This window comes from Streptomyces sp. Act143, from assembly GCF_003143935.1.
GTDB lineage: Bacteria > Actinomycetota > Actinomycetes > Streptomycetales > Streptomycetaceae > Streptomyces.
The window spans coordinates 2,320,635-2,345,210 of record NZ_QFRX01000001.1 but is presented as its reverse complement, the minus strand read 5'-3'; the positions used below and the strand labels follow the sequence as shown (position 1 = coordinate 2,345,210).

21 protein-coding genes are annotated in these 24,576 nt (G+C 71.5%); 11 read left to right on the top strand and 10 right to left on the bottom strand.

The genetic code is table 11. The features are described from left to right. Nucleotides 1-76 precede the first annotated feature (76 nt). Nucleotides 77-955 carry a helix-turn-helix transcriptional regulator gene (locus DI272_RS10560; RefSeq protein ID WP_109495100.1) on the bottom strand — a complete coding sequence of 293 codons (879 nt, stop codon included), beginning with the start codon at nt 953-955 and terminating at the stop codon, nt 77-79. A 102-nt stretch (nt 956-1,057) separates the two neighbouring features. Here DI272_RS10560 and DI272_RS10555 point away from each other — a divergent pair, with 102 nt between their 5' ends. Beyond that, nucleotides 1,058-1,753 carry an SDR family NAD(P)-dependent oxidoreductase gene (locus tag DI272_RS10555; protein ID WP_109495099.1) on the top strand — a complete coding sequence of 232 codons (696 nt, stop codon included), beginning with the start codon at nt 1,058-1,060 and terminating at the stop codon, nt 1,751-1,753. Nucleotides 1,754-1,772: 19 nt separating this feature from the next. On the opposite strand, the gene DI272_RS10550 is transcribed toward DI272_RS10555, so the two are convergent. After that, entirely contained in the window at nt 1,773-2,936 is a 1,164-nt protein-coding gene (locus tag DI272_RS10550; protein WP_109495098.1) for a magnesium and cobalt transport protein CorA, read from the bottom strand. A gap of 146 nt (nt 2,937-3,082) precedes the next feature. Between DI272_RS10550 and DI272_RS10545 the strand changes: the two genes are divergently transcribed. Beyond that, a complete protein-coding gene (locus DI272_RS10545) occupies nt 3,083-4,183 on the top strand; it encodes a winged helix DNA-binding domain-containing protein (protein WP_109495097.1) in 1,101 nt (366 codons plus the stop codon). Nucleotides 4,184-4,369: 186 nt separating this feature from the next. Here DI272_RS10545 and DI272_RS10540 read toward each other — a convergent pair whose 3' ends face one another. From DI272_RS10540 to DI272_RS10530, 3 genes are all read right to left on the bottom strand, one after another. Beyond that, nucleotides 4,370-5,161 carry a trypsin-like serine protease gene (locus DI272_RS10540; protein WP_109495096.1) on the bottom strand — a complete coding sequence of 264 codons (792 nt, stop codon included), beginning with the start codon at nt 5,159-5,161 and terminating at the stop codon, nt 4,370-4,372. Nucleotides 5,162-5,386: 225 nt separating this feature from the next. Beyond that, on the bottom strand, nt 5,387-8,191 hold the full coding sequence (locus DI272_RS10535; protein WP_109495095.1) for an AAA family ATPase: 2,805 nt from the start codon (nt 8,189-8,191) through the stop codon (nt 5,387-5,389). Nucleotides 8,192-8,336: 145 nt separating this feature from the next. Then, a complete protein-coding gene (locus DI272_RS10530) occupies nt 8,337-9,206 on the bottom strand; it encodes a response regulator transcription factor (RefSeq protein WP_109500777.1) in 870 nt (289 codons plus the stop codon). Between the two features lie 58 nt (nt 9,207-9,264). Here DI272_RS10530 and DI272_RS10525 point away from each other — a divergent pair, with 58 nt between their 5' ends. Both DI272_RS10525 and DI272_RS10520 read left to right on the top strand, forming a co-directional pair. Then, nucleotides 9,265-10,935 (top strand): AMP-binding protein, encoded by a 1,671-nt coding sequence (locus tag DI272_RS10525; RefSeq protein ID WP_219933895.1) that lies wholly within the window; start codon nt 9,265-9,267, stop codon nt 10,933-10,935. After that, complete coding sequence (locus tag DI272_RS10520; RefSeq protein ID WP_109495093.1) at nt 10,932-12,515, top strand: AMP-binding protein; 1,584 nt, start codon at nt 10,932-10,934, stop codon at nt 12,513-12,515. Before DI272_RS10525 ends, DI272_RS10520 begins: the two co-directional genes overlap by 4 nt. A gap of 441 nt (nt 12,516-12,956) precedes the next feature. Here the strand turns inward: DI272_RS10520 and DI272_RS10515 are convergent, their stop codons facing one another. Next, entirely contained in the window at nt 12,957-13,655 is a 699-nt protein-coding gene (locus tag DI272_RS10515) for a hypothetical protein (RefSeq protein ID WP_181387148.1), read from the bottom strand. Between the two features lie 239 nt (nt 13,656-13,894). On the opposite strand from DI272_RS10515, the gene gcl reads away from it, so the two are divergent. Then, complete coding sequence (gcl, locus tag DI272_RS10510; RefSeq protein WP_109495092.1) at nt 13,895-15,682, top strand: glyoxylate carboligase; 1,788 nt, start codon at nt 13,895-13,897, stop codon at nt 15,680-15,682. 211 nt (nt 15,683-15,893) lie between these two features. Here the strand turns inward: gcl and DI272_RS10505 are convergent, their stop codons facing one another. The 4 genes from DI272_RS10505 to DI272_RS10490 form a co-directional block, all read right to left on the bottom strand. Then, nucleotides 15,894-16,133, bottom strand: a complete 240-nt coding sequence (locus DI272_RS10505; protein WP_109495091.1) for a hypothetical protein — start codon at nt 16,131-16,133, stop codon at nt 15,894-15,896. 312 nt (nt 16,134-16,445) lie between these two features. Beyond that, a complete protein-coding gene (locus DI272_RS10500) occupies nt 16,446-17,903 on the bottom strand; it encodes a catalase (RefSeq protein ID WP_109495090.1) in 1,458 nt (485 codons plus the stop codon). 172 nt (nt 17,904-18,075) lie between these two features. Continuing rightward, nucleotides 18,076-18,969, bottom strand: coding sequence for a 2-hydroxy-3-oxopropionate reductase (locus DI272_RS10495; RefSeq protein ID WP_109495089.1), 894 nt, complete (start codon nt 18,967-18,969; stop codon nt 18,076-18,078). A gap of 29 nt (nt 18,970-18,998) precedes the next feature. Continuing rightward, complete coding sequence (locus DI272_RS10490; protein WP_109495088.1) at nt 18,999-19,838, bottom strand: TIM barrel protein; 840 nt, start codon at nt 19,836-19,838, stop codon at nt 18,999-19,001. A 444-nt stretch (nt 19,839-20,282) separates the two neighbouring features. On the opposite strand from DI272_RS10490, the gene DI272_RS10485 reads away from it, so the two are divergent. The 6 genes from DI272_RS10485 to DI272_RS10460 all read left to right on the top strand — a co-directional run bounded on the left by DI272_RS10485 (nt 20,283) and on the right by DI272_RS10460 (nt 24,438). After that, complete coding sequence (locus DI272_RS10485; protein WP_109500775.1) at nt 20,283-20,534, top strand: hypothetical protein; 252 nt, start codon at nt 20,283-20,285, stop codon at nt 20,532-20,534. After that, complete coding sequence (locus DI272_RS10480) at nt 20,531-20,896, top strand: helix-turn-helix domain-containing protein (protein WP_109495087.1); 366 nt, start codon at nt 20,531-20,533, stop codon at nt 20,894-20,896. Before DI272_RS10485 ends, DI272_RS10480 begins: the two co-directional genes overlap by 4 nt. A 199-nt stretch (nt 20,897-21,095) precedes the next feature. Then, nucleotides 21,096-21,605, top strand: coding sequence for a 2-oxo-4-hydroxy-4-carboxy-5-ureidoimidazoline decarboxylase (gene uraD / locus DI272_RS10475; RefSeq protein ID WP_109495086.1), 510 nt, complete (start codon nt 21,096-21,098; stop codon nt 21,603-21,605). Between the two features lie 7 nt (nt 21,606-21,612). After that, on the top strand, nt 21,613-22,008 hold the full coding sequence (uraH, locus tag DI272_RS10470) for a hydroxyisourate hydrolase (protein ID WP_109495085.1): 396 nt from the start codon (nt 21,613-21,615) through the stop codon (nt 22,006-22,008). 7 nt (nt 22,009-22,015) lie between these two features. Then, nucleotides 22,016-22,948, top strand: coding sequence for a factor-independent urate hydroxylase (gene pucL / locus DI272_RS10465; RefSeq protein ID WP_109495084.1), 933 nt, complete (start codon nt 22,016-22,018; stop codon nt 22,946-22,948). 113 nt (nt 22,949-23,061) lie between these two features. Continuing rightward, nucleotides 23,062-24,438 (top strand): 8-oxoguanine deaminase, encoded by a 1,377-nt coding sequence (locus DI272_RS10460; RefSeq protein ID WP_109495083.1) that lies wholly within the window; start codon nt 23,062-23,064, stop codon nt 24,436-24,438. The last annotated feature ends 138 nt before the right edge of the window (nt 24,439-24,576 follow it).

Genomic DNA, 24,576 nt, shown 5'->3' with positions numbered 1-24,576 from the left:
GTTCCCCGACAGATTCTGCGGCCCCGCCCCGGCGGGCGCCACAGCGGTCTGGCAGCGGAGAGGCGACCCCGGACGGTCAGGGCGTGGAGAACAGGCCGGGCCCCGAGGCCGCGGGGCCGTCGGCACGGACGCCACCCGTGACCCGCAGGAACTCCAGCTTCTCCGCGTCGGCGGACCCCGCGGCCACCGTGTAGACGACGAGGCGGAGGTCGCAGCCCGGGACGGTGAGCACGTCGCAGTCGCAGGTCACCTCGCCGACCTGGGGGTGCAGGACGGTCTTGCGGGCCGAGACGTGCGGTCCGACCGCGCCCTCGTTCCACAGCCGCGCGAACTCCGCGCTGGTGCTGCGCAGCTCCTCGACGAGGTCGGCCAGTGCGGGGTCACCGGGGTAGTTGACGAGAGCCGTGCGCAGATCGGCGACGAGGGCGGGGCCCAGAGCGTCGCCGTCCGGGAGCACCGGCCAGGACGCGAGACCCGACGGCCCCTTGGTGAAGACCGCCCGCAGCAGGCTCCGCTCGGCGGGGGTGCGTCCGCCGGGGTCGCCCAGCAGGACCGTCCATGCCGGGGTCCAGGACAGCAAGGTCCAGTCGGCGCTGAACACACCCACGGGGAACTCCCCGAGCCGGGCCAGCATCCGCTGGACCCCCGCCGGGACGTGCGTGGAGACGGTCCCCTCCTGGGGCGGGAGGAGACCGGCCAGCCGGTAGGCGTGGTCGCGTTCCACGGGTTGCAGCTGCAGGGCCCTGGCCAGGCTCGCCACGACCTGCGCCGAAGGGCTGGTGGCGCGGCCCTGCTCCAGCCGCACGACATAGTCGACCGACAGCCCCGCGAGCTCGGCCAGTTCCTCGCGCCGCAGCCCCACCGCACGCCGTCCCTGGTGCGCGGGCCGTCCGACGTCCAGGGGGGAGAGCCGGTCGCGCCAGCGGCGCAGTGCGGTGCCAAGGGTCTCGTCCACCGGGCCATTGTGTCCGGCGGGCGGCCGGTGTGCCTGGTACTGGCGGTCCTACCGTCGCGGAGGGCACTGGTTGTCCGCTCGCCACCGGGCGAGGGTGAACGCATGACCACCACCTTCATCACCGGGGCCAACCGGTCCCTCGGCCACGAGACCGCCCGCCGCCTGATCGAGGCCGGCCACACCGTCCTCCTCGGCGCGCGCGACCCGGAACGAGGTCGGGCCGCCGCCGACGCGCTCGGCGCCCGCTTCGTCCGGATCGACGTGACCGACGACGCGTCGGTGGCCGCTGCCGCCGCGGACGTCGCCGCTCACGAGGGCGGCATCGACGTCCTGATCAACAACGCCGGCGTCCTCGGCTCGCACAACCCCGCCGACCAGCTCACGGCCGCCGACGCCGCCGCGGTGTTCGACGTCAACGTGGTGGGAATCGTCCGGGTGACGCACGCGTTCCTGCCCCTGCTGCGCAAGTCCGAGCACCCGGTCGTCGTCAACGTCTCCAGCGGCATGGGGTCGTTCGCACTGACCCACGACCCCGAGCGCGTCGAAGGCCGGTACCTCGCGCCGCTCTACACGGCGTCGAAGGCCGCCGTGACCATGCTGACCACGCAGTACGCGAAGGCCCTGCCGGACGTGAAGGTCAACGCGGCCGACCCGGGCTACACCGCGACCGACTTCAACGGGCACAGCGGCCCGCAGACCGTCACCGAGGGCACCGACGCGATCGTCGCACTCGCCACCATCGGCCCGGACGGACCGACCGGAACCTTCCGCGACCGGCACGGCGAGATGCCCTGGTGAACCGCCCCGGAGGCGGGGCTCAGAGCCAGTCCCGCCGCTTGAAGATCAGGTACAGACTGACGCAGACGACCCCCATCAGGCCGATCGCGAACGGGTATCCGAACCTCCAGCTCAGCTCCGGCATGTGCCTGAAGTTCATCCCGTAGATCGTCCCGACCAGCGTGGGCGCGAACAGGATCGCCGCCCACGACGAGATCTTCTTGATCTCCTCGTTCTGCTCGAACCCGGCTTCCGCCAGCGCCCGCATCTCCGCGTTCTGTTGCTGGGTGACCAGCGTCGCGTTCACCGTGAGGATCTCGGTGAGGGCCTGGCGGAAGCCGTCGACGCGCTCGCTGGTGTGGGTGACGTGGTCGGCGACGTCCCGCAGGTACCGCTGCAACTCCTCGTCCGTGCCGTACTTGGAGAAGCCGGCCATCAGGCCGTGCAGCATGCCGACCAGGGGGCGGGTGGCGCGCTGGAACTCGACCATCTCGCGGGAGAGTTCGTAGATACGGCGGGACACCGCGGGGTCGCCGCGGAAGACCTCCGTCTCGATCTCGTCGATGTCGTTCTGCACGCCCGCCACGACCGGCGCGTAGCCGTCGACCACCGCGTCCAGGATCGCGTACAGCACCGCCTCCGGGCCCAGTTTCAGCAGGTCCGGCGTCGCCTCCATGCGGCTGCGGACCGCCGACAGGTCGGGGGCGGCGCCGTGCCGGACCGTGATCACGAAGTCGGGGCCGACGAAGACGTGCAGCTCGCCGAAGTCGACCTCCTCGGGGGCGTCCAGATAGCGGGCCGCCCGCAGGACGACGAAGAGCGTCTCGCCGTAGCGCTCCAGCTTGGGCCGCTGGTGGGCCTCCATCGCGTCCTCGACCGCCAGCGGGTGCAGGTCGAACTCGGCTGCCAGGGACAGGAGTTCCGCCTCGGTCGGGCGGGCCAGACCGATCCACGCCATGCCGGACGGCTGCTCGCGCAGCTCACGGAAGGTCTCGGCGAGGGTCGCCGGGGCGGAGACGCGGACGCCCTCGCGGTACAGGGCCGCCTGGACGATGCTCGGCGGCTCCGCTTCCGGCGGCGCCGGTTCGGTCCGCCGCGCGGGTTGCCTACCGGCGGGCGGGGGAGTGGTGGCCGGGGCCAGGGCGCGGAGCCAGGCCGCCTTCCGTCGGCCCTGCGCGGTCGGACGGGCGCGTCGCTCGGACATCACGGCTGCCTCTCGGGTGGAGTTTCCGGCTGCGTGATCACCGAGCAGGATATACGCGGCACACGACCGCGGCCGGGCCGGGCGGTGACGGCATCGGTGAGCGTTGCGGACAGAAGGTGTCCGCAACGGCCGCTAGCGTGCGAAGCATGACGAAGACGGCCCCCGTGCTCGGCACCCGCGCCCTCAACCGCGCCACCCTCGACCGGCAGCTGCTGCTCAGGCGCTCGCCCCTGCCGGCGAAGGCGGCCGTGGAGCATCTGCTCGGCCTCCAGGCGCAGAACGTCAAACCGCCGTACTACGCGCTCGCCGCCCGCCTCGACGGCTTCCGCCCCGAGGAGCTGTCCGGGCTGATGGCCGACCGGGAGACCGTCCGGATCGTCACCATGCGCTCGACCATCCACACCCACACCGCCGCCGACGCCCTCACCCTGCGCCCGCTCGTCCAGGCCGCCCGCGACCGCGAACTCGCCAACTTCCGCAAGGGACTTGCCGGCGTCGACCTGGACCGCCTGGCCGCCCTGGCCCGCGACCTCGTCGAGACCGAGCCGCGCACCATGAAGCAGCTGCGCGAGGCGCTGCTCGCCGAGTGGCCGGACGCCGACCCGCAGTCCCTGGCGATCGCCGCCCGCTGCCGCCTGCCCCTCGTCCAGGTCACCCCGCGCGGGCTGTGGGGGCGCAGCGGCCAGGTCGCCCTCACCACCGCCGAGCACTGGCTCGGCCGCCCCGCCGAACCCGCCCCCGCGCCGGACGCCACCGTGCTGCGCTACCTCGCCGCCTTCGGCCCCGCCTCCGTCAAGGACATGCAGACCTGGGCCGGTCTGACCCGCCTGCGCGAAGTCTTCGAACGCCTGCGGCCGCAGCTCCTGACCTTCCGCGACGAGCGGGGCGTCGAACTCTTCGACCTCCCCGACGCCCCGCGCCCCGCCGCCGACACCCCGGCCCCGCCCCGCTTCCTGCCCGAGTTCGACAACCTCCTCCTCTCCCACGCCGACCGCACCCGCGTGATCCCGCCCGAGTACTGGGGCCGCAGCTGGGTCGGCAACCTGGTCCACTGCACCTTCCTCGTCGACGGCTTCCTCGCGGGCGTGTGGAAGCTGGAGGAGGACGCGCTCGTCATCGAGCCCTTCGGCAGGCTCACCGGGGCGCAGCGGGACGAGGTCCGGACGGAGGGCGCGCGCATGCTCACCGCCATGCACCCCGGGACGTCGTACGACATCCGGTTCGGGACCGTCGTACGACCGTCCTAGGGTCCGCCTCGTGGAACCGCGGAGAACTGCGGAGAACTGCGGGGAACTGCGGGGAACTGCGGCGATCACGAGAACGACCGCCGGCCCCTTCCGCCACGTGGATAGGGGGCGCTGCGGGCCGCTCGTGGAGGCCCGCAACGCCCCCTGGTACTTCACCTGAGGGGTGCTCAGGAGAACTTCTGGGATCTACGAGTTGACCTGTGCGGTCACCAGGCTGGAGAAGGTGGTCAGCCGGGTGTAGACACCCGGGTAACCGGCCTCCGCGCAGCCCTCGCCCCAAGAAGTGATCCCTGCCAGGACGCCCCCGATGAGCAGGGGACCGCCGCTGTCGCCCTGGCAGGTGTCTACGCCGCCGGAGGTGTATCCGGCGCACACCATGTCGGACTGGACGAAGTCCGAACCGTAGGAGCTCGCACAGCTGGAGTCGGACACGATCGGCACGGTCGCCGTCCGCAGCTGGTTGGAGGAGCTGCCGTTCTCCGAGGTGGTGCCCCAGCCGAGGACGCGGGCCGTGGTGCCGGCCGCGTACACACCGGTCTGGGACGAGGAGACGTACGACGCCGGGGTGTACGACATCGCCGTCGAGAGGGTGAGGACGGCCACGTCGTCGCCGTTGGTGGCGTCCGTGTAGTCCGGGTTGATCCAGATCTTGCTGACCCGGCTGACCGTGCCGTTGGTGCCGTTGAGGTAGGTGCGCCCGCCGACGACCCGCACGCTGCTCGTGGTCTCGCCGACCATGCAGTGCGCCGCCGTCACGACCTTGGTCGAGGAGACCAGGGTGCCGCCGCAGAACTGGTTCTGGGAGGCGTCCGTGATCTGCATCATGAACGGGTACGCGGTCGTCGTGGTGGTCGTACCGCCGACGATGGGCTGGGGAGCGGCTGCGGCGGAGGGGGCGCCGAGCAGGGCGGTCGCTGCGGCGGCAGCGGTGGCCGCGACGACGGCCGCGGTTCTCTTGGCGCGGTGGAGCCCGAACATGAGTCTCCTCAGTGGGGGTTGCCGGTGGGGGGACGCGCGGGTGTGGGGGGTTGAGCACGGGGGCCGCGGGACCGACCCCCGTATGCCCGGGCGAGCGGCACGTTCACAACCTAGAACCCGGAAGTTCCCCTTCCCAATGAGGGAACCCCCTAGGGGAGTTGGGCAGGGAAAACCCTCGGTCGGCCGCGGACAGACACCACGCCGGTCAGTAAAGCCCGCGGGGCCTCACTTCGTACGGCGCCCCGCCGCCAGCCGGACGATGTCCACCCGCGAGCGGATGCCGAGCTTGCGGTAGACCCGGGTCAGGGTCGCCTCGACCGTCTTGACGCTGATGAAGAGCCGGGCGGCGATCTCCCGGTTGGTGGCGCCCTCCATGACCAGCGCGGCCACCTGACGCTCCATCGCCGCGAGCCCCTCCAGCGCGTCCGCGGCCGGAGCGGGGGCGGCCTGCGGCGCCGGCTCGGCCGCCGGAGCGGCGCCGGCCGCGTCGACCTGCCGCAGCCAGGGCAGCGCCCGGCAGCGCCGGAAGAGGCGTGCCGCCTCGTCGTACGACGTCGGGCCCGGCCGCCGGGTGCGCAGCTGGGCCAGCGCGAAGGCGGTGCGGGCCTCCTCCAGGCCGTAGCCCAGTTTGGCGAGCCGGTCCTGCACCGAGGTCAACTGGGCGAGCGCGGCCTCGTGTTCACCGCGCGCGGCCCGCAGCAGGCCCTCGGCACGGTCCAGCACCGCCAGCACGCTCTCCCGGCCGAGCCGCAGCGCCTGCTCCCGGGTGCCGTCGATGACGGCCTGGGCCTCGCCGAGCTCGCCGGTCCTGACCAGTGCCTCGGCGAGATCGCCCTGCCAGCGGCCACGGGCGGGGTCGGTGATGCCGAGCCCGTGCTCCAGCTCGCGCACCCGGCGCAGCGAACGGACGGCTCCCTCGGCGTCCCCGGCGACCAGCTGGGCGTAGCCGAGGGCGGTCAGCGCGCGGGAGACGTACATCTGGTCGCCGTCCTCCTCGGCGTGCCCGACCGCTTCCCGGGCCAGCTCCAGGGCCCGCTCCACATCGCCGCCCGAGGCCTCCCCGAGCGAGGTGAGGACCGCGGAGGCGACCTCGCCGATGCCGGTGTCCCGGGCCATCATCAGGCTCTCCCGGGCGAGGTCGAGGGCGCGTCCGCAGTGCCCGGAGCGCAGTTCGGTCTCGGCCACCCCGCGCAGGAAGTGCACCTCGCTCTCCACCGCCCCGGTGCGCTGGACCTCGCGCAGCAGCGCGGTGACCGTCGCCCGCGCCTCGGCCAGCTGGTCGCTCATGATCAGCCAGCGGAACCGGGAGTACCCGGCGCCGTTGTGATGGCACGACACCCTCGGGTCCTGGGGCTCCTTCAGGGCGCGCTTGATGGTCGCGGGGGCGTCCGGGTGGCCCATGAGGGTCTCGATCTGGGCCTGGAAGGCCAGGGCCATCAGCTCGTTGTAGCGGTCGCCGGCCCGGGCGGCGAGCGCCGCCGAGTGCGCGGCCTCCTCCCGGGCCCGGTCGAAGTCGCCGTCCACCAGCACGGCGCGCCAGGTCAGCTGGTAGTGGATCAGGGCGAGCAGCTGGGGGTCGTCGCCCGCGTCGGCCAGGGCCTGCGGGAAGACCGAGTCGACCTCCGACATGGCGTGGCCCGCGGTGTCGATCACCATGATCCAGGCTCGCACCCGGTCCGCGGGCACGGTCGCCCGGGTCAGCACGTCCCGGGCGACGTCCCGGGCGAGATCCAGCTCACCGGCGGTGATCGCATCCTCGGCGGCCTGGAGACGCCGTGCGTCGGGGTTGCCCTCCGCGGGGGTGTGGCGGGCGGCGAGCAGGCCGAGGGCGGCGGCGACCGAGGGGGCCCCGCGGTCCCGGGCGAGCGCGGCCGCCTCGGCGAGGCTGTCCGCGGTGTCCGGGTCGGTGCCGGTGGTGGCCAGCGCCAGGTGCCGGGCCCGTTCGATGGGGTCGGAGGCGGCCTTCGACAGCGCGGCGTGCGCGGCCCGCCGCTCGTGCGCGGGTGCCTCCGCGTACAGCGCGGCCGAGATCAGCGGATGCGCGAACCGTACGGCGGGCCCCTCGGGCTCGGTGGCCAGCAGACCCAGCGCCGCGGCCTGAGCGGTCTCCGCCTCGGCGTTCTCCCGGCCGGCCGCGCGCAGCAGGGCGAGGGTGGGGCGGGCGCCGGCACTCGCCACCAGGAGGGTGCGGCGGGCCTCGTCGGAGAGCATCTCCAGGCGGTTCAGCACGAGGGTGCGCAGCGAGGTGGGCACCGGGAGCGGCTCGCCGGGGCGGGGCGGGGTGGGGTTCTCGTCGAGGGCGCGGCCGAGTTCCAGGGCGAAGAGCGGGTTGCCGCCGCTGGTGCGGTGGATGTCCCGGACCGTGGAGCGGGGCAGGCCGGTGTAGCCGCGGTGGCCGAGCAGGTCGGAGACCTGGGCGCGGGAGAGCGGGTTGACGCGCAGGGCGAGGGTGTCCGGCGGGGACACGCGCAGATGGCGGTCGTACTCCTGGCCCTCGGTCCGCACCGCGCACAGCATCCGCACCGGGGTGTCGCCGAGGCGGCGGGCGGCGAAGCCGAGGAGTTCGGCGCTGGCCGAGTCCAGCCATTGCACGTCGTCGGCGACGACCAGCACCGGCCCCTCGGCGGCGAGCGCGCGCAGCGCCGAGAGCACCGCGAGGCGCAGGGCGAGGCCGTCGCGCTGGAGGGTCGACTCGCCGCGGCCGGTGAGCGCCGACTCCAGGGCGGTGCGCTGGGCGGCGGGCAGCTTGCCGGCGACGTCGTCGAGGACCAGGCCGAGCAGGTCGGCGAGGGCGAGGAAGGGGAGGTGGGATTCGGACTCGGTGGCGGAGCAGCGCAACACCGTGCGGGCCGTCCCGGCGTTATCCGCGGCCAATGCCCGCAGCACGGTGGACTTTCCTATTCCGGCGGGGCCGTGCAGCAGCACACTGCCGCCCCGGGCGAGCTGCTCGCGGGCCTGGCCGAACACCTCATCCCGGCCGATGACCAGGTCGGGGCGGCATCTCGCAGGCTCCTGGAAGTCCCGTCGCACGGTCGCCGCTCCCCTCGTGTCGTGTCCGGGCCAAATTCTAGGCAACGATTCTTTGAAATCCGGAGGGCGGACGTGGTGAGGCAAATAACAACCTCACAGCATAGGGAAATTCAAAGCACGGCTGAATGAATGATTGGACAACGTGCTACGGCAGCAGACCCGCCCGGCGGGCCGCCGCCACCGCCTCCCCGCGGGTGTGCGCGCCGAGCCTGCGCATGGCCGAGCGCAGGTAACCCTTGACCGTCTCCGGCCGCAGCCCGAGCCGATCGGCGGTCGCCGCGTTCGTCGCCCCCGCGGCCACGCAGGCCAGGACGTCCAGCTCACGCGGGGCGAGCGTCACCCGGGCCGGCTGCCGAGGCGTGAGCAGACCGCACGCGTCGAGGAGTTCCGCCCGCAGTGCCGCGTCGGCGATCCGGGGCGCCAGCGCGCGCAGGGCCGCGTGCGCCTCCCGCACCTGTTCCCGGGAGACGGGGTCGGGGTCCGCCCCGACCGGCCCGGCCGCCGCCACCAGCTCCCGCGCCTCCTCCCGCACCACCAGCGCCTGCTCCACGTCCCGCGCCGCCTCCACCGCCGCGCTCAGCACCCGGTCCCCGAGCGGCTGCACGGTGCGCAGCGCGCCGTACAGCACGCCCCGCACCCGGCGCCGTACGACGACGGGCACCGCCACGATCGAGCGCAGGCCCTCGGCGGCGACCGGGGCGTCGTACTCGTGGCTGATCTGCCGTGAGGAGGAGTAGTCCGCCACCGCGCAGGGGCGGGCGAGGGCGACGGCCTTGCCGCCCAGACCGCTGCCCGAGGTCACCGCGAGCGCGCGCAGCGCGACGGTCGACGTGCCGCTCAGTTCGCTGATGCGCATCTGCGGGCGGCCCGACTCCACGAGCCCGCCGAAGGCGACCGGCAGCCCGGTCGTGCGTCGCAGCCGCACCAGCGCGTTCCGGATCTCCGCCGCGTCCGCTGCCACCTGTTCGTCCTTTCGCCGGCGCACACCCCCGTTCGGGGGTAGTGAGACCTGCATCACGGAGTAAACGATGACAGAGAGCCGCCCGGCAATGGTCCGGTCACGAGGAGGACGGATAGAGATGACGACGGAGCTGTTCCGCGGAGCGCGGGACTTCCTGCTCGCCCACCGCGAGGACTACGCGACGGCCTACGAGGGATTCGCCTGGCCCCGTCCGGAGCGCTTCAACTGGGCGCTCGACTGGTTCGACGTCATCGCCCACGGCAACGCGGCGACCGCGCTGCACATCGTCGAGGAGGACGGCCGGGAGACCAGGCTGTCCTTCGCGGAGCTCTCGGTCCGTTCCGGCCAGGCCGCCAACTGGCTGCGGGCCCAGGGGGTGACCGCCGAGGACCGCATCCTGGTGATGCTGGGCAACCAGGCCGAACTGTGGATCACGGCGCTGGCCGCGATGAAGCTGCGTGCCGTCGTCATCCCGGCCACCCCGCTGCTCGGCCCGGCGGACCTGCGGGACCGCGTCGACCGCGGACGCGTACGGCATGTCATCACGCGCTCCGAGGACACCGGCAAGTTCGCGGAGGTGCCCGGCCGGTACACGCGGATCGCGGCGGGCGACCCGGTCGAGGGCTGGCTGGCGCTGGACGACCTGTACGAGGCCGACGCCACGTTCACACCCGACGGCCCCACCCGCGCCGACGACCCGCTGATGCTCTACTTCACCTCCGGCACCACCGCCCGCCCCAAGCTGGTCGAGCACACCCACACGTCGTACCCGATCGGGCACCTGGCGACCATGTACTGGATCGGCCTCAAACCCGGTGACGTGCACCTCAACATCTCCTCGCCCGGCTGGGCCAAGCACGCCTGGTCGAACCTGTTCGCGCCCTGGAACGCGGAAGCCACCGTCTTCATCCACAACTACACGCGCTTCGACCCGGCCCGTCTGATGGCCGAGATGGACCGTGCGCGGGTGACGACCTTCTGCGCCCCGCCGACCGTGTGGCGGATGCTCATCCAGGCCGACCTGACCCAGCTGCGGACCCCGCCCAGGGAGGTGGTGGCGGCCGGCGAGCCGCTGAACCCCGAGGTCATCGAGCAGGTGCGGCGGGCCTGGGGCGTCACCATCCGGGACGGCTTCGGGCAGACGGAGACCGCCGTGCAGGTCTCCAACAGCCCCGGCCAGCCCCTGAAGACCGGCTCCATGGGACGGCCGAGCCCCGGCTACCGGGTGGAGCTGCTCGATCCGGTGACGGGAGCGCCGGGCGCGGCGGAGGGCGAGATCGCGCTCGACCTGTCCGCCCGGCCGGCCGGCCTGATGACCGGCTACCACGGCGACGCGGACCGCACGGCGGAGGCGATGGCCGGCGGCTACTACCGCACGGGCGACATCGGATCGCGGGACGCGGACGGGTACATCACGTACGTCGGCCGGGCCGACGACGTCTTCAAGGCCAGCGACTACAAGATCAGCCCCTTCGAGCTGGAGAGCGCCCTGCTGGAGCACGAGGCGGTGGCCGAGGCGGCCGTCGTGCCCGCGCCGGACGAGCTGCGGCTCGCGGTGCCGAAGGCGTACGTGGTGCTCGCGGAGGGCTGGGAGCCGGGACCCGACACCGCGAAGGTCCTCTTCGAGCACTCGCGGGACGTGCTGGCGCCCTACAAGCGCATCCGCCGCCTGGAGTTCGCGCCGCTGCCCAAGACCGTCTCCGGCAAGATCCGCCGGATCGAGCTGCGCGAGGCCACGGCCCAGGGCTCGGACGCCGAGTACCGCGAGGAGGACTTCCGATGAGCTCCTACAGCCACGGGGTGAGCGACACCCCGCTGCTCGGCGACACGATCGGCGCCGACCTGGACCGGGCGGTGGCGAACTGGCCGGACCGTGAGGCACTGGTCGACGTGCCCTCGGGGCGGCGCTGGACGTACGCGCAGTTCGCCGCGGACGTCGACGAGTTGGCGTACGCGCTGCTCGCGAGCGGGGTCGCCAAGGGCGACCGGGTGGGCATCTGGGCGGTCAACTGCCCCGAGTGGGTGCTGGTCCAGTACGCCACCGCCCGCATCGGCGCGATCATGGTGAACATCAACCCCGCCTACCGCACCCACGAGGTCGAGTACGTCCTCAAGCAGGCCGGGATCTCGCTGTTGTTCGCCTCCCTCAGCCACAAGACGAGCGACTACCGGGCGATGGTCGACGAAGTGCGGGGGAAATGCCCGCAGTTGCGGCAGACGGTCTACATCGGCGACCCGAGCTGGGACGCGCTGCTCGACCGCGCGACCCCGGCGCCGTACCCGGAGCTGTCCTGCGACGACCCGATCAACATCCAGTACACGTCGGGCACCACGGGCTTCCCCAAGGGGGCGACCCTCTCCCACCACAACATCCTCAACAACGGTTATTTCGTCGGGGAGATGATCGCCTACACCGAACAGGACCGGATCTGCATCCCGGTGCCCTTCTACCACTGCTTCGGCATGGTGATGGGGAACCTGGCAGCCACCTCGCACGGTGCCTGCATGGTGATCCCGGCCCCGTCCTTCGACCCGAGGGCCACCCTGGAGGCGGTGCAGCAGGAGCACTGCACCTCGCTGTACGGCGTACCGACCATGTTCATCGCGGAGTTGAACCTCCCGGACTTCGCGACGTTCGACCTGTCCTCCCTCCGCACCGGCATCATGGCGGGCTCGCCCTGTCCGGTGGAGGTCATGAAGCGGGTGGTCGCCGAGATGCACATGGCGGAGGTCTCCATCTGCTACGGCATGACGGAGACGTCCCCGGTGTCCTTGCAGACGCGGCGCGACGACGACCTGGAACACCGCACCGGCACGGTCGGCCGGGTCCTGCCGCACATCGAGGTCAAGGTCGTCGACCCGGCCACCGGGGTGACGCAACCCCGGGGAACGGCGGGGGAGTTGTGCACCCGCGGCTACAGCGTGATGCTCGGCTACTGGAACGAGCCGGAGAAGACCGCCGAGGCCATCGACGCCGGCCGCTGGATGCACACCGGTGACCTGGCCGTGATGCGCGAGGACGGTTACGTCGAGATCGTCGGCCGCATCAAGGACATGATCATCCGGGGTGGCGAGAACATCTACCCGCGCGAGATCGAGGAGTTCCTCTACGCCCATCCGAAGATCGCGGACGTCCAGGTCGTCGGTGTCCCCCACGAGCGGTACGGCGAGGAGGTCCTCGCCTGCGTCATCGCCCGCGACCCGGCCGACCCGCCGACCCTGGAGGAGGTGCGCGCCTTCTGCGAGGGGAGGCTGGCCCACTACAAGGTGCCGAGCAGGCTCCAGGTGCTGGAGTCGTTCCCGATGACGGTGTCGGGAAAGGTGCGGAAGGTGGAGCTGAGGGAGACGTACGCGGCGGATTAGCACACGTCCGGCGTCCGGCGCCCGGAGTCCGGCGCATCGGGTCGCGGAAGACCGCGGCTCTGATGCGGTGCCGGGGGCGGGGCCCGGGGCGCCGGGCTGCGAGGCGGACGAGCGCGGCGACGCGGAGCATCGGATACGACGACAACGCCGCAGACCGGCACGCCGGACCCCACGTCCGCGGCATGATCCGCCGGACAGCCCCCCAGGGCGAGCCGCCCAGCCGCGGCGCATGCACCCGCCCGACCACGGGTCGAGGTGGCCCTCGCCTTGAGCGGCTCTGCCCTGCCCCCCGTCCCGACAACCCGCCGGGCCCGTCCCGAGCCGACCCACCCGCCTCCACCCTGCGCCCCCCACCTGGGGAAGGCCCACCCGGAGAGCCCCACCCTGAATCCCCCCAGGGAGACCCGCTCGGAGGCCTCCACCCGCAGAGCCCCGCCCCGCTCAACCGCCGGAGGCCTGCGCGCCGGTCGTGTTCAGTTTGTCTGCTCTGCTGTTGACCGGTTGCGGGGTGCCCGTCAGGTCGAGGACGAACAAGGGGACCGCCAGTGAGTCGGCGACCGTGCGGGCCTCCGTGGCGTAGCCGGCCAGGGAGAAGTAGACGCAGTCCGCCGACTCCGTCATCGCCGTCAGCCACAGGCATTCGACGTCCCGCAGCGACGCGGGGCGGACCGTCGGGTCGACCTGGGCCAGCAGGCCACGGGCGGCGAGGCCGATGCCGTTCGGGGGGCGTTGGTCGGCGCGGCGGATGTCCTGGTAGCCGAGCCAGCGCAGATACAGGGCCGCGGCCGTGACCGCGTCGCGCGCGGTGCGGATCGTCACCGGCTGGAAGACGCGCCGCCGGGACGGCTCGGCGCACTGCGCGGAGGCGACGCCGACCCCTTCCGGGGCGACCGGCACCCGCAGCACCGTCCCGCACGGGCAGCCCACCTCGGGGTGCGGCCACTCGCCGGTGCGACCGCAGCGGGCGCACGGGACCGTCACCCAGTCGTCCTCCCAGGAGCGGTGGGTGACCGCCGTCGCCCGCGCGCGCCGGTCCAGCCGCGGGGCGACGGGCGCTCCGCAGGCGCACGGATAGGACGGTGCCGCATAGAAGTGCTCACGCCGGCAGACCGGGCAGCGCACCGACACGTTCTCGGACATGGCCCACCCCAGGACGTCACGTCGGGACAGCGCTCCCATCGTCCTCCAGCCGACCCCCACTTGTCCGTCTCTTGACGGCCTTCACCCCTCCACTTACATTGATTCCAGATAGTAGAAGTTAGTTTCCGTAATGCGGAATATTGCAGGCTCGGAACACATCAGACGGAAGCCAGTACGGAAGTGCTCACCGCGGGGCGCGACGGGAGTGCGAATCCGGCAGCCGAAGCAGGGAGTACTCGATGGCACGTATGACCGCTGCCCGCGCGGCAGTTGAGATCCTCAAGCGCGAGGGCGTCACCAACGCGTTCGGGGTGCCCGGCGCGGCGATCAACCCCTTCTACCGCGCCCTCAAGGAGGGCGGCGGCATCGACCACACGCTCGCCCGGCACGTCGAGGGCGCCTCCCACATGGCCGAGGGCTACACCCGCGCCCACCCGGGCAACATCGGCGTCTGCATCGGCACCTCGGGCCCGGCCGGCACCGACATGATCACCGGCCTGTACTCGGCGATCGGCGACTCGATCCCGATCCTGTGCATCACCGGCCAGGCGCCGGTCAGCGTGATCCACAAGGAGGACTTCCAGGCGGTCGACATCGCGTCCATCGCCAAACCCGTCACCAAGGCGGCGACCACCGTCCTGGAGGCGGCCCAGGTCCCCGGCGTCTTCCAGCAGGCGTTCCACCTGATGCGCTCCGGCCGTCCCGGCCCGGTCCTCATCGACCTGCCCATCGACGTCCAGCTCACCGAGATCGAGTTCGACCCGGAGACCTACGAGCCGCTCCCGGTCTACAAGCCGGCCGCGACCCGCGCCCAGATCGAGAAGGCGATCGAGTTCCTGCTCGCCTCCGAGCGTCCGCTGATCGTCGCGGGCGGCGGCATCATCAACGCCGACGCCTCCGACCTCCTCGTGGAGTTCGCCGAGCTGACCGGCACCCCGGTCGTCCCGACCCTGATGGGCTGGGGCGCCATCCCCGACGACCACGAGCTGAACGCCGGCATGGTCGGCCTCCAGACCTCGCACCGCTACGGCAACGCGACCTTCCTGGAGTCCGACTTCGTCCTCGGTATCGGCAACCGCTGGGCCAACCGGCACACCGGCTACAAGCTCGACGTCTACCGCCGGGGCCGCACGTTCGTCCACGTCGACATCGAGCCCACCCAGATCGGCAAGATCTTCCCGCCGGACTACGGCATCACCTCCGACGCCAAGGCCGCCCTGGAGCTGTTCGTCGAGGTGGCGAAGGAGCTGAAGGCCGCGGGCCGGCTGCCCGACCGCTCCGCGTGGATCGCCTCCCACCTGGAGCGCAAGTCCACACTGCTGCGCCGTACGCACTTCGACAACGTGCCCATGAAACCGCAGCGCGTCTACGAGGAGATGAACAAGGCCTTCGGCCCCGAGACCCGGTACGTCACCACGATCGGCCTCTCGCAGATCGCGGGCGCCCAGATGCTGCACGTCTACAAGCCGCGGCACTGGATCAACTGCGGTCAGGCCGGCCCCCTCGGCTGGACCATCCCGGCCGCGCTCGGCGTCTCCAAGGCCGACCCGGAGGCCCAGGTCGTCGCGCTCTCCGGCGACTACGACTTCCAGTTCATGCTGGAGGAGCTGGCCGTCGGCGCGCAGCACAAGATCCCGTACGTCCATGTCCTCGTCAACAACGCCTACCTGGGCCTGATCCGGCAGGCGCAGATCGGTCTCGACATCAACTTCCAGGTCAACCTGGAGTTCGAGAACATCAACTCGCCGGAGCTGGGTGTCTACGGCGTCGACCACGTCAAGGTCGTCGAGGGCCTCGGCTGCAAGGCCATCCGGGTCACCGAGCCCGACCAGCTGCTGCCCGCCTTCGAGGAGGCCAAGAAGCTGGCCGCCGAGTACCGGGTGCCGGTCGTGGTCGAGGCGATCCTGGAGCGGGTCACCAACATCGCGATGAGCAAGACCGCCGACATCAGCGACGTCACCGAGTTCGAGGAACTCGCGACCGAGCCGGGCCACGCCCCGACGGCGATCAGGACGCTGAAGGTCTGACGCGGCCGCACTGCCGAGGGGCGGTCCATCCGGGTGGATGGGCCGCCCCTTCGGCATGCCCCCCGTCACGCGGTGCCCGCCGCCCCCGTGTCGGCGGGCACCGCGTGACGACAATGTGCCCGCCTACGGGGGCGGTTGAAGCCTTTGGGGGCGGGTTCAGAGGTTGATTTGAGGGTTCCGTAGTCCGTCTACGTCACCCGGTGTAGGCGGCTCAGCCCTGATGGTGCTCGGACAGGCCCGGCCAGTCGTCCGGGCCGCCGCCCTGCCATTCGACGATGTCCTCGTCCTCCACCTCGATCCGGTCGAGGTCGGCGAGGCGCAGCAGTTCCACGACGTCGTCCAGGTGGGAGGCGACGCCGAGTGCGTGGTCGTCCGCGGTGACCCGCCGAGAACCGTCCAGGCCGGGCGAGTGGACCACGACATGCGGGTGGTGATGCGGTGCGTGTGCCATGCCTTCAGCGTCCTGCGCGGCAGCCGTCCGCGCACCCCGGGCACGGCGAAGAGCACCGGATACGGGACCGTCCGTATCCGGTGCTCTTCGTGTTCTTGCCGTCCTGCTGGGACCGCGGCGGCGGCGACGGAGCCCGAGACGCCTTCCCTCAGGTCGAGAAGGGGGTCTCCGGTCCTTCACCACCGCACTGGCTCGCACGCCGCCGCGGTCCATCACCCTGCCCGTGCCCCGTACCGAGGGACCACCCCTCATCCGGGTCGCTCAGTGTCCGGGCGCGAACAGGGAGTCTTCGCCGGAAGCCGGCTGCTCGGCTCAGTCCTCGCGCAGGGCGCGGACCGCCTCCTCCACGCGCTTGCCGTACTCCGGGTCGGCGGCGTGGAAGTGGGCGAGGTTCTTCTCGATCACGTCGTCGCGGGAGACCTGGGACAGGCCGCCGGCGATGTTCGCGACCAGCCGCGCCTTCTCGTCCTCGGACATCAGCCGGTACAGCTCGCCGGCCTGGAAGAAGTCGTCGTCCTTGGTGTGCTGCGCGGCCTCGTGGGTGCCGGTCCAGCCGCTGACCGCCAGCGGGGCGGAGAGCGGGCGGCCGGTCTCCACCGGGCCGTCGTAGGAGTTCGGCTCGTAGTTCTTCGCGCCGCGGCCCTGGGAGTTGGTGGCCATCAGGCCGTCCCGCCCGTAGTTGTTCGCGACCGTGGCCTTCGGGGCGTTCACCGCGAGCTGGGTGTGGTTGACGCCCAGGCGGTAGCGGTGCGCGTCCGCGTAGGCGAACAGGCGGCCCTGGAGCATCTTGTCCGGCGAGGGACCGATGCCCGGCACGAAGTTGTTCGGGGAGAACGCGGCCTGCTCGACCTCGGCGAAGACGTTGTCCGGGTTGCGGTCGAGGACCAGCCGGCCGACGCGCCGCAGCGGGTAGTCCTTGTGCGGCCACACCTTGGTGAGGTCGAACGGGTTGAAGCGGTAGTCCGCGGCCTCGCCCGCCGGCATGACCTGGACGTAGAGGGTCCAGGAGGGGTTCACCCCTCGCTCGATGGCCTGGAGCAGGTCCGTCTGGTGCGAGTTGGGGTCCTTGCCCGCGAGCTCGGCGCCCTGCTCGGCGGACAGGCAGCGGATGCCCTGGTTGGTCTTGAAGTGGTACTTGACGAAGAAGGCCTCGCCCTCGGCGTTCGTCCACTGGTAGGTGTGCGAGCCGTAGCCGTTCATGTGGCGGTACGACGCCGGGATGCCGCGGTCGCCCATCAGCCAGGTCACCTGGTGCGTGGCCTCGGGGGCGTGCGCCCAGAAGTCCCAGACGTTGTCCGGCTCCTGACGGCCCGTGAAGGGGTCGCGCTTCTGCGAGTGGATGAAGTCGGGGAACTTGATCGGGTCCTTGATGAAGAACACCGGGGTGTTGTTGCCGACGAGGTCGTAGTTGCCCTCCTCGGTGTAGAACTTCACGGCGAAGCCGCGCGGGTCGCGCACCGCGTCGGCGCCGCCGAGCGAGTCCGCCACGGTGGAGAAGCGCAGGAAGACCTCGGTGCGCTTGCCGACCGAGTCCAGGAAGTCGGCGTGCGTGAACCCGGTGACGTCGTCGGTCACCTCGAAGTAGCCGTAGGCGCCGCTGCCGCGGGCGTGCACCACGCGCTCCGGGATGCGCTCGCGGTTGAAGCGGGCGAGCTTCTCCAGCAGGTGCTGGTCCTGGAGGAGGAGCGGGCCGCCGACACCGGCGGAGGCGGAATTCTGGTTGTCGGCGACCGGGGCGCCGGACTCGGTCGTGAGCACGCGCTTCGACATCGGGGACCTTCCGTGCGGGTGACAGCGGAAACCTGTTTCCGCTTTGTGGAGCCTAGAAGTGGGCCATCTGGGCGTCAACACTTTGTTGAAGTGGATTCCGGGCGGTGCCGCCGCCTGGGCGCGACAGGACAGGTGTCAGCGGCGGCACCGCCCGGAGTCTGGGGGCGAGGCGTCAGACCTGGGCGCCGGAGAGGCGCTCCACGGCCCGCAGCAGCGCGGAGTGGTCGAGGCCGCCGTCGCCCTGGGCGCGCAGCGACGCGACCAGCTGGGCCACCACGGCACCGACGGGCAGGGCCGCGCCGACGTTGCGGGCGGCGTCGGTGACGATGCCCATGTCCTTGTGGTGGAGGTCGATGCGGAAGCCCGGCTTGAAGTCGCGCTGGAGGAAGTTGTCCTTCTTCCGGGTCAGCACGGTGGAGCCCGCGAGGCCGCCGTTGAGGACGTCGAGCGCGGCCTTCAGGTCCACGCCGGACTTCTCCAGGAAGACCACGGCCTCGGCGCACGCCTGGATGTTCACGGCGACGATCAGCTGGTTGGCGGCCTTCACGGTCTGGCCCGAGCCGTGCGGACCGCACAGCACGATGGTCTTGCCGAGCGCCTCCAGGATCGGCTTGGCGGCGTCGAAGTCGGCCTGCTCGCCGCCGACCATGATGGACAGCACGGCCTCGATCGCGCCGGCCTCGCCGCCGGACACCGGGGCGTCCAGGACGCGGATGCCCTTGTCCGCGGCGGCCTTCGCGAGGTCGACGGAGGTCTGCGGGGTGATCGAGGACATGTCGATCAGCAGGGCGCCGGGCCTGGCGTTCTCCAGGATGCCGTCGGGGCCGTACGAGATGGCCTCGACCTGCGGGGAGGCGGGCACCATCGTGATGACCACGTCGGCGTCCCCGACGGCCTCGGCGATCGAGGCGGCGGCCTTGCCGCCGGCGGCGGCGAGGCGGTCCAGCTTGTCCTGCTCCAGCGTGAAGCCGGTGACGTCGTAACCCGCCTTGATCAGGTTCTCGGACATGGGGGAGCCCATGATGCCGAGGCCGATCCAGGCGATCTTCGGAAGCGTGTTGCTCATGATGGGGGTGCCTTTCGCGTGAGAAGGGGTCAGCGGGCGGCGCGCGCTTCGCGCGGGAGCCAGTCGAAGGCCTCGGCGCTCGGGCGGTCGCCCGGCTTGTACTCGAGGCCGACCCAGCCGTCGTAACCCGCCTTCCTCAGCTGGTCGAGGAGGTCTTCGAGGGGCAGCGAACCGGTGCCCGGGGCGCCACGGCCCGGGTTGTCGGCGATCTGCACGTGGCCGGTCCGTGCGGCGTACTCCTCGATCACCGCCGGCAGGTCCTCGCCGTTCATGGACAGGTGGTAGAGGTCCATGAGGAAGCGCGCGTTGCCGAGCCCCGTCGCCTCGTTGACCTTGTCGACGATCCCGGCCCCGGCCGGGGCGGTCACCAGCGGGTACCGCGGCGACTCGGGCCTGTTCAGCGTCTCCACGAGGAGGATCGCGCCGATCCGGTCGGCCGCCCGGGCCGCGAGGACCAGGTTCTCCAGCGCGAGCGCGTCCTGCTCGGCCGGGTCGACGCCGTCGACGCGGTTGCCGTAAAGGGCGTTGAGGGCCTTGCAGCCCAGCGACTGCGCGAAGTCCGCGGCCACGTCGATGTTGGCGCGGAACTTCTCCGACTCCGCGCCCGGGATCGACAGGGCGCCGCGGTCGGGGCCGGGCAGCCGGCCGGCGTAGAAGTTCAGCCCGGTGAGCTGGACGCCCGCGTCCTCGATCGCCTTCTTCAGGGCGTCGAGCTCGGACCGCTCGGGGGTGGGGGAGTCGACCCAGGGCCACCACAGCTCGACCGCGGTGAAGCCCGCCGCGGCGGCGGCCGCGGGGCGCTCCAGGAGCGGGAGTTCCGTGAAGAGGATCGACAGGTTGACGTTGAAGCGCTGGTCTGCGAATCCCATGGGCCGCCGCGCTCCCTTCCGTGTCGAGTGATTCCGTATTGCGGAAGTTGCTTTCTGCTTAATGGAAGATTGCCGTCGGCGGGTGCGGCTTGTCAAGGGGCCCGAAACGCGAGAGCCGGACGCCGCGCTGGTGGGAGCCGGTGCACCGGGCCGTACGGTGTCCTGTCTCCCGACGGGAGCGGCGGCTGATCCCACCCGCGCCGGGACCACCCCCGCCCGGCAGGTGGTGCTCCGGTGCCGGTAGCCCACCTCTCCCGCGGAGAGGAACCGCCGCGCGAGCTGCTGCTGCCGGTGGAAGCGGGAACGCCGGAGCCCCGCTGAAACCCCTCACGGTCCGTTAAGGTCGGGGTCCGGGTCCGTCCGCGACGGCATGATGTGCCCCGGACGAGCCCTCCCCGGCGGAGGGTGGCCCAGGAACGCGCAGGTCAGGGAGGCATGGGCGCGATGCGTTTGAGAGTGGAGTTCACCACCGAACCCTTCGACCTCGACGAGGCGCCCGCGCACGCGGTCGCGGCCCGTGAGGTGGTCGAGGCGGCGGCGCTGGACGCGGTGGACGTCGGCCCGTTCGGCAACACCGCCGAGGGGGGCGCCGACGCCGTGCTCACCGCCGTGAACGCGCTGCTGCGCGAGTCGCTCAAGGCCGGTGCCACCCGCATCTCGCTCCAGGTCAACGTGATCGGGGAGGGCGAGAAGTGACCGGAACCGGGGACGAGCCCTTCATCACGGCGGTGAAGCCGCTGGTCGACGCCATGGGCGGGGAGATGGTCCCGCCGGACGAGGCCGGGCCCGACGACGTCGTGCTGGCCTGGGCGGGCGCCGACGTCGTCGCCGTACGGCTGCCGCAGCTCGCGGACTCCCTCGATCACATCCTGGCCGCCATGGAGCGCAAGCAGGGCAAGCCGCTGGCCGACCTGGACCGCAAGGCCAAGCAGGAGGTCGTGCGCATACTGGAGGCGCGCGGCGCCTTCTCCGTGCGGCACGGCGTGGAGACCGTGGCGAGCGCGCTCGGCGTCAGCCGCTTCACGGTCTACAACTACCTCAACCGGGACAAGGCCTGACCGGGGCAAGGCCCGACCGGGACAAGGCCTGACCGGGACGGGTTCGCCGGGGTCGCCCCACCCGGTTCCGGCGCCGGATTTCGTCACCCGGTTTCGTAACCCCGAATTTTCAACAAAGTGTTGACGTTGTGTTTCGGAGGGCGTTAGCTAGCGGCAGCCCGCTCACGTACGACGGCCGTTCGCGGCCACGGAGGCTCCCGTGACTTCGACTTCCACGTCCCCGGGCCTGGCCCGGTTCAACGCCTTGGAGGAGCACGCGGCCTTCGCCGCGCTCCACGAGGCGTGCGCCTCCACGGCCTGGGCGAAGCGACTGCTCGCCGCCCGGCCCTACCCGGACGCCGAGGCCCTCTACGCCGAGAGCGACGCCGCCATGGCCGGGCTGACCGCCGAGGACCTCGCCGAGGCCATGGCAGGACACCCGCCCATCGGCCGCCCCAAGCCCGGCGACCCGACCTCCGCCCGCGAGCAGCGCGGCATGGCCGGCGCGACGGAGGAGCTCAAGGCGGAGATGCTCGAGCTGAACCTCGCTTACCAGGAGAAGTTCGGCCATGTCTTCCTCATCTGCGCCACCGGCCGGACCGGCGAGCAGATGCGCGACGCGGTCAAGGAGCGGATCGGGAACGCGCCGGAGCAGGAGCGGGAGATCGTCCGCACCGAGCTGGGCAAGATCAACCGTATCCGGCTCGCCCGACTCGTCGAAGAGGACTGAGACCAGCATGAGCACCAGCACCACCGCCTCGGTGTCCACCCACATCCTGGACACCAGCGTCGGCCGTCCCGCCGAGGCAGTCGCCGTCCACCTGTCCGCCCGCGCCGGCGCGGACGCGGACTGGCAGGCGCTCGGCGGCAGCGCGACCGACGCGGACGGGCGGTGCAAGGACCTGCCGGCGCTGCCGGAGGGCACCACACACGTACGGCTCGACTTCGCCGTCGAGCCGTACTTCGAGAAGAAGCAAGCCGATGCGCAGCAGGACGCCCCCGCGAATCGGGACAGCGGTACCGGTGTGTTCTTCCCGGAGGTGGCGATCACGTTCGCCGTCGTGCCGGGCGAGCACTACCACGTGCCGTTGCTGCTCAACCCGTTCGGCTACTCCGTTTACCGAGGGAGCTAGCAGACACATGCCCACGATCCTGGGACAGAACCAGTACGGCAAGGCCGAGAACCGAGTCGTAAAGATCACGCGGGACGGCGCCACCCACCACATCAAGGACCTGAACGTGTCCGTGGCGCTGAGCGGCGACATGGACGAGGTCCACTACTCCGGCTCCAACGCCAACGTCCTGCCGACCGACACCACCAAGAACACGGTGTACGCGTTCGCCAAGGAACACGGCATCGAGTCGGCCGAGCAGTTCGGCATCCACCTCGCCCGGCACTTCGTGACCTCGCAGGAGCCGATCACGACGGCCCGCATCCGGATCGAGGAGTACGCGTGGGAGCGCATAGCCGCCTCCGACGCCAACTCCCAGTTCATCGGCGCCGACGAGGTCAAGCACTCCTTCGTCCGCAAGGGCCAGGAGACCCGGGTCACCCAGATCACCTACGACGGAGAGAAGTGGGAGGTCATCTCCGGTCTCAAGGACCTCGTCGTGATGAACTCGACCAACTCCGAGTTCTGGGGCTACGTCAAGGACAAGTACACGACGCTCCAGGAGGCGTACGACCGCATCCTGGCCACCCAGGTCTCCGGCCGCTGGCGGTTCAACTGGACCGACGACGAGCAGCGGATGCCCAACTGGGAGAAGTCCTACGAGCAGACCCGGAAGCACATGCTCCAGGCCTTCGCCGAGACCTACTCGCTCTCGCTCCAGCAGACCCTCTACCAGATGGGTTCGCGGATCATCAACAACCGCAGTGAGATCGACGAGGTCCGCTTCTCCCTCCCGAACAAGCACCACTTCCTGGTGGACCTGGAGCCCTTCGGTCTGAAGAACGCCACCGAAGAAGGCGCGGTGTACTTCGCCGCCGACCGGCCCTACGGCCTGATCGAGGCGACCATCCTGCGGGACGGCTGCGAGCCGAAGATCCCGGTGGACCTCACCAACCTCTGACAACTGCATCTTCTGCGGCACCCGCGGCCGGTGAGGTCTCCGAACCGGCCGCGGCACTCAAATCCCCCGGGGTCCTGCCGTGCCCTCTCCACCGAAGCGCAAAGGACGAAACCATGGCAGCAGCCCAGCGCATCGTCATCGAGAACTGTGCGATCGCGACCGTCGACGCCAACGACACCGAGTACGCGAGCGGCCACGTCGTCATCGCCGGCAACCGCATCGAGTCGCTCGGCCCGGGCAAGGCCCCCGAGGGCCTGGAGAACGTCGTACGCCGGATCGACGCCGGCGGCCACCTCGTGACCCCCGGCCTGGTCAACACCCATCACCACTTCTACCAGTGGATCACCCGGGGCCTGGCCACCGACCACAACCTCTTCAACTGGCTCGTCGCGCTGTACCCGACCTGGGCGCGCATCGACGAGCAGATGACCTACTCGGCCGCGCAGGGCTCGCTGGCCATGATGGCCCGCGGCGGTGTCACCACCGCCATGGACCACCACTACGTCTTCCCGCGGAACTCCGGCGACCTGTCCGGCTCGATCATCCGCGCGGCCCGCGAGACGGGCGTCCGCTTCACCCTCGCCCGCGGCTCCATGGACCGCAGCGAGAAGGACGGCGGCCTGCCCCCGGACTTCGCCGTCGAGACCCTCGACGGCGCCCTCGCCGCGACCGAGGCGACCGTCAAGGAGCACCACGACGCCTCCTTCGACGCCATGACCCAGGTGGCCGTCGCCCCCTGCTCGCCCTTCTCCGTCTCCACCGAACTCCTGCGACAGGGAGCCGAGTTGGCCCGCAGCCTGGGCGTACGGCTGCACACCCACGGCTCGGAGACCGTCGAGGAGGAGCAGTTCTGCAAGGAACTGTTCGGCATGGGCCCGACCGACTACTTCGAGTCCACCGGCTGGCTGGGCGAGGACGTCTGGATGGCGCACTGCGTCCACATGAACGACTCCGACATCGCCGCCTTCGCCCGCACGAAGACCGGTGTCGCCCACTGCCCCTCGTCGAACGCCCGCCTCGCCGCCGGCATCGCCCGCGTCCCCGACATGCTCGCCGCCGGCGTCCCGGTCGGCCTCGGTGTCGACGGCACCGCCTCCAACGAGTCCGGCGAACTGCACACCGAACTGCGCAACGCGCTCCTCATCAACCGCCTCGGCGCGCACCGGGAAGCGGCGCTCAACGCCCGCCAGGCGCTGCGCCTCGGCACCTACGGCGGCGCCCAAGTCCTCGGCCGCGCCGCCGAGATCGGCTCCTTGGAGGCCGGCAAGCTCGCTGACCTGGTGTTGTGGAAGCTGGACACGCTCGCCCACGCCTCCATCGCCGACCCGGTCACCGCCCTGGTCTTCGGCGCGGCGGCCCCGGTCACGGCCTCCTTCGTGAACGGCCGTCAGATCGTCGAGGACAACCGCCTGCTGCACGTGGACGAGGACGCGATCGCGCGCTCGACGCGGGAACAGGCGCAGCGGCTGGCCCAGATCGCCGCGCAGTAACTCGTCGTCCCTGCACGGCACCTGATCTCCGGCCGAGAGGGACGGCTCCCGGCCGGCAGCCGTGGACCCGAGCGGGGTCCATGGCGGCCGTCTCCGGGGCGTACGTCACACGCGTGCGCCCCGGAACGGTCACCGTGC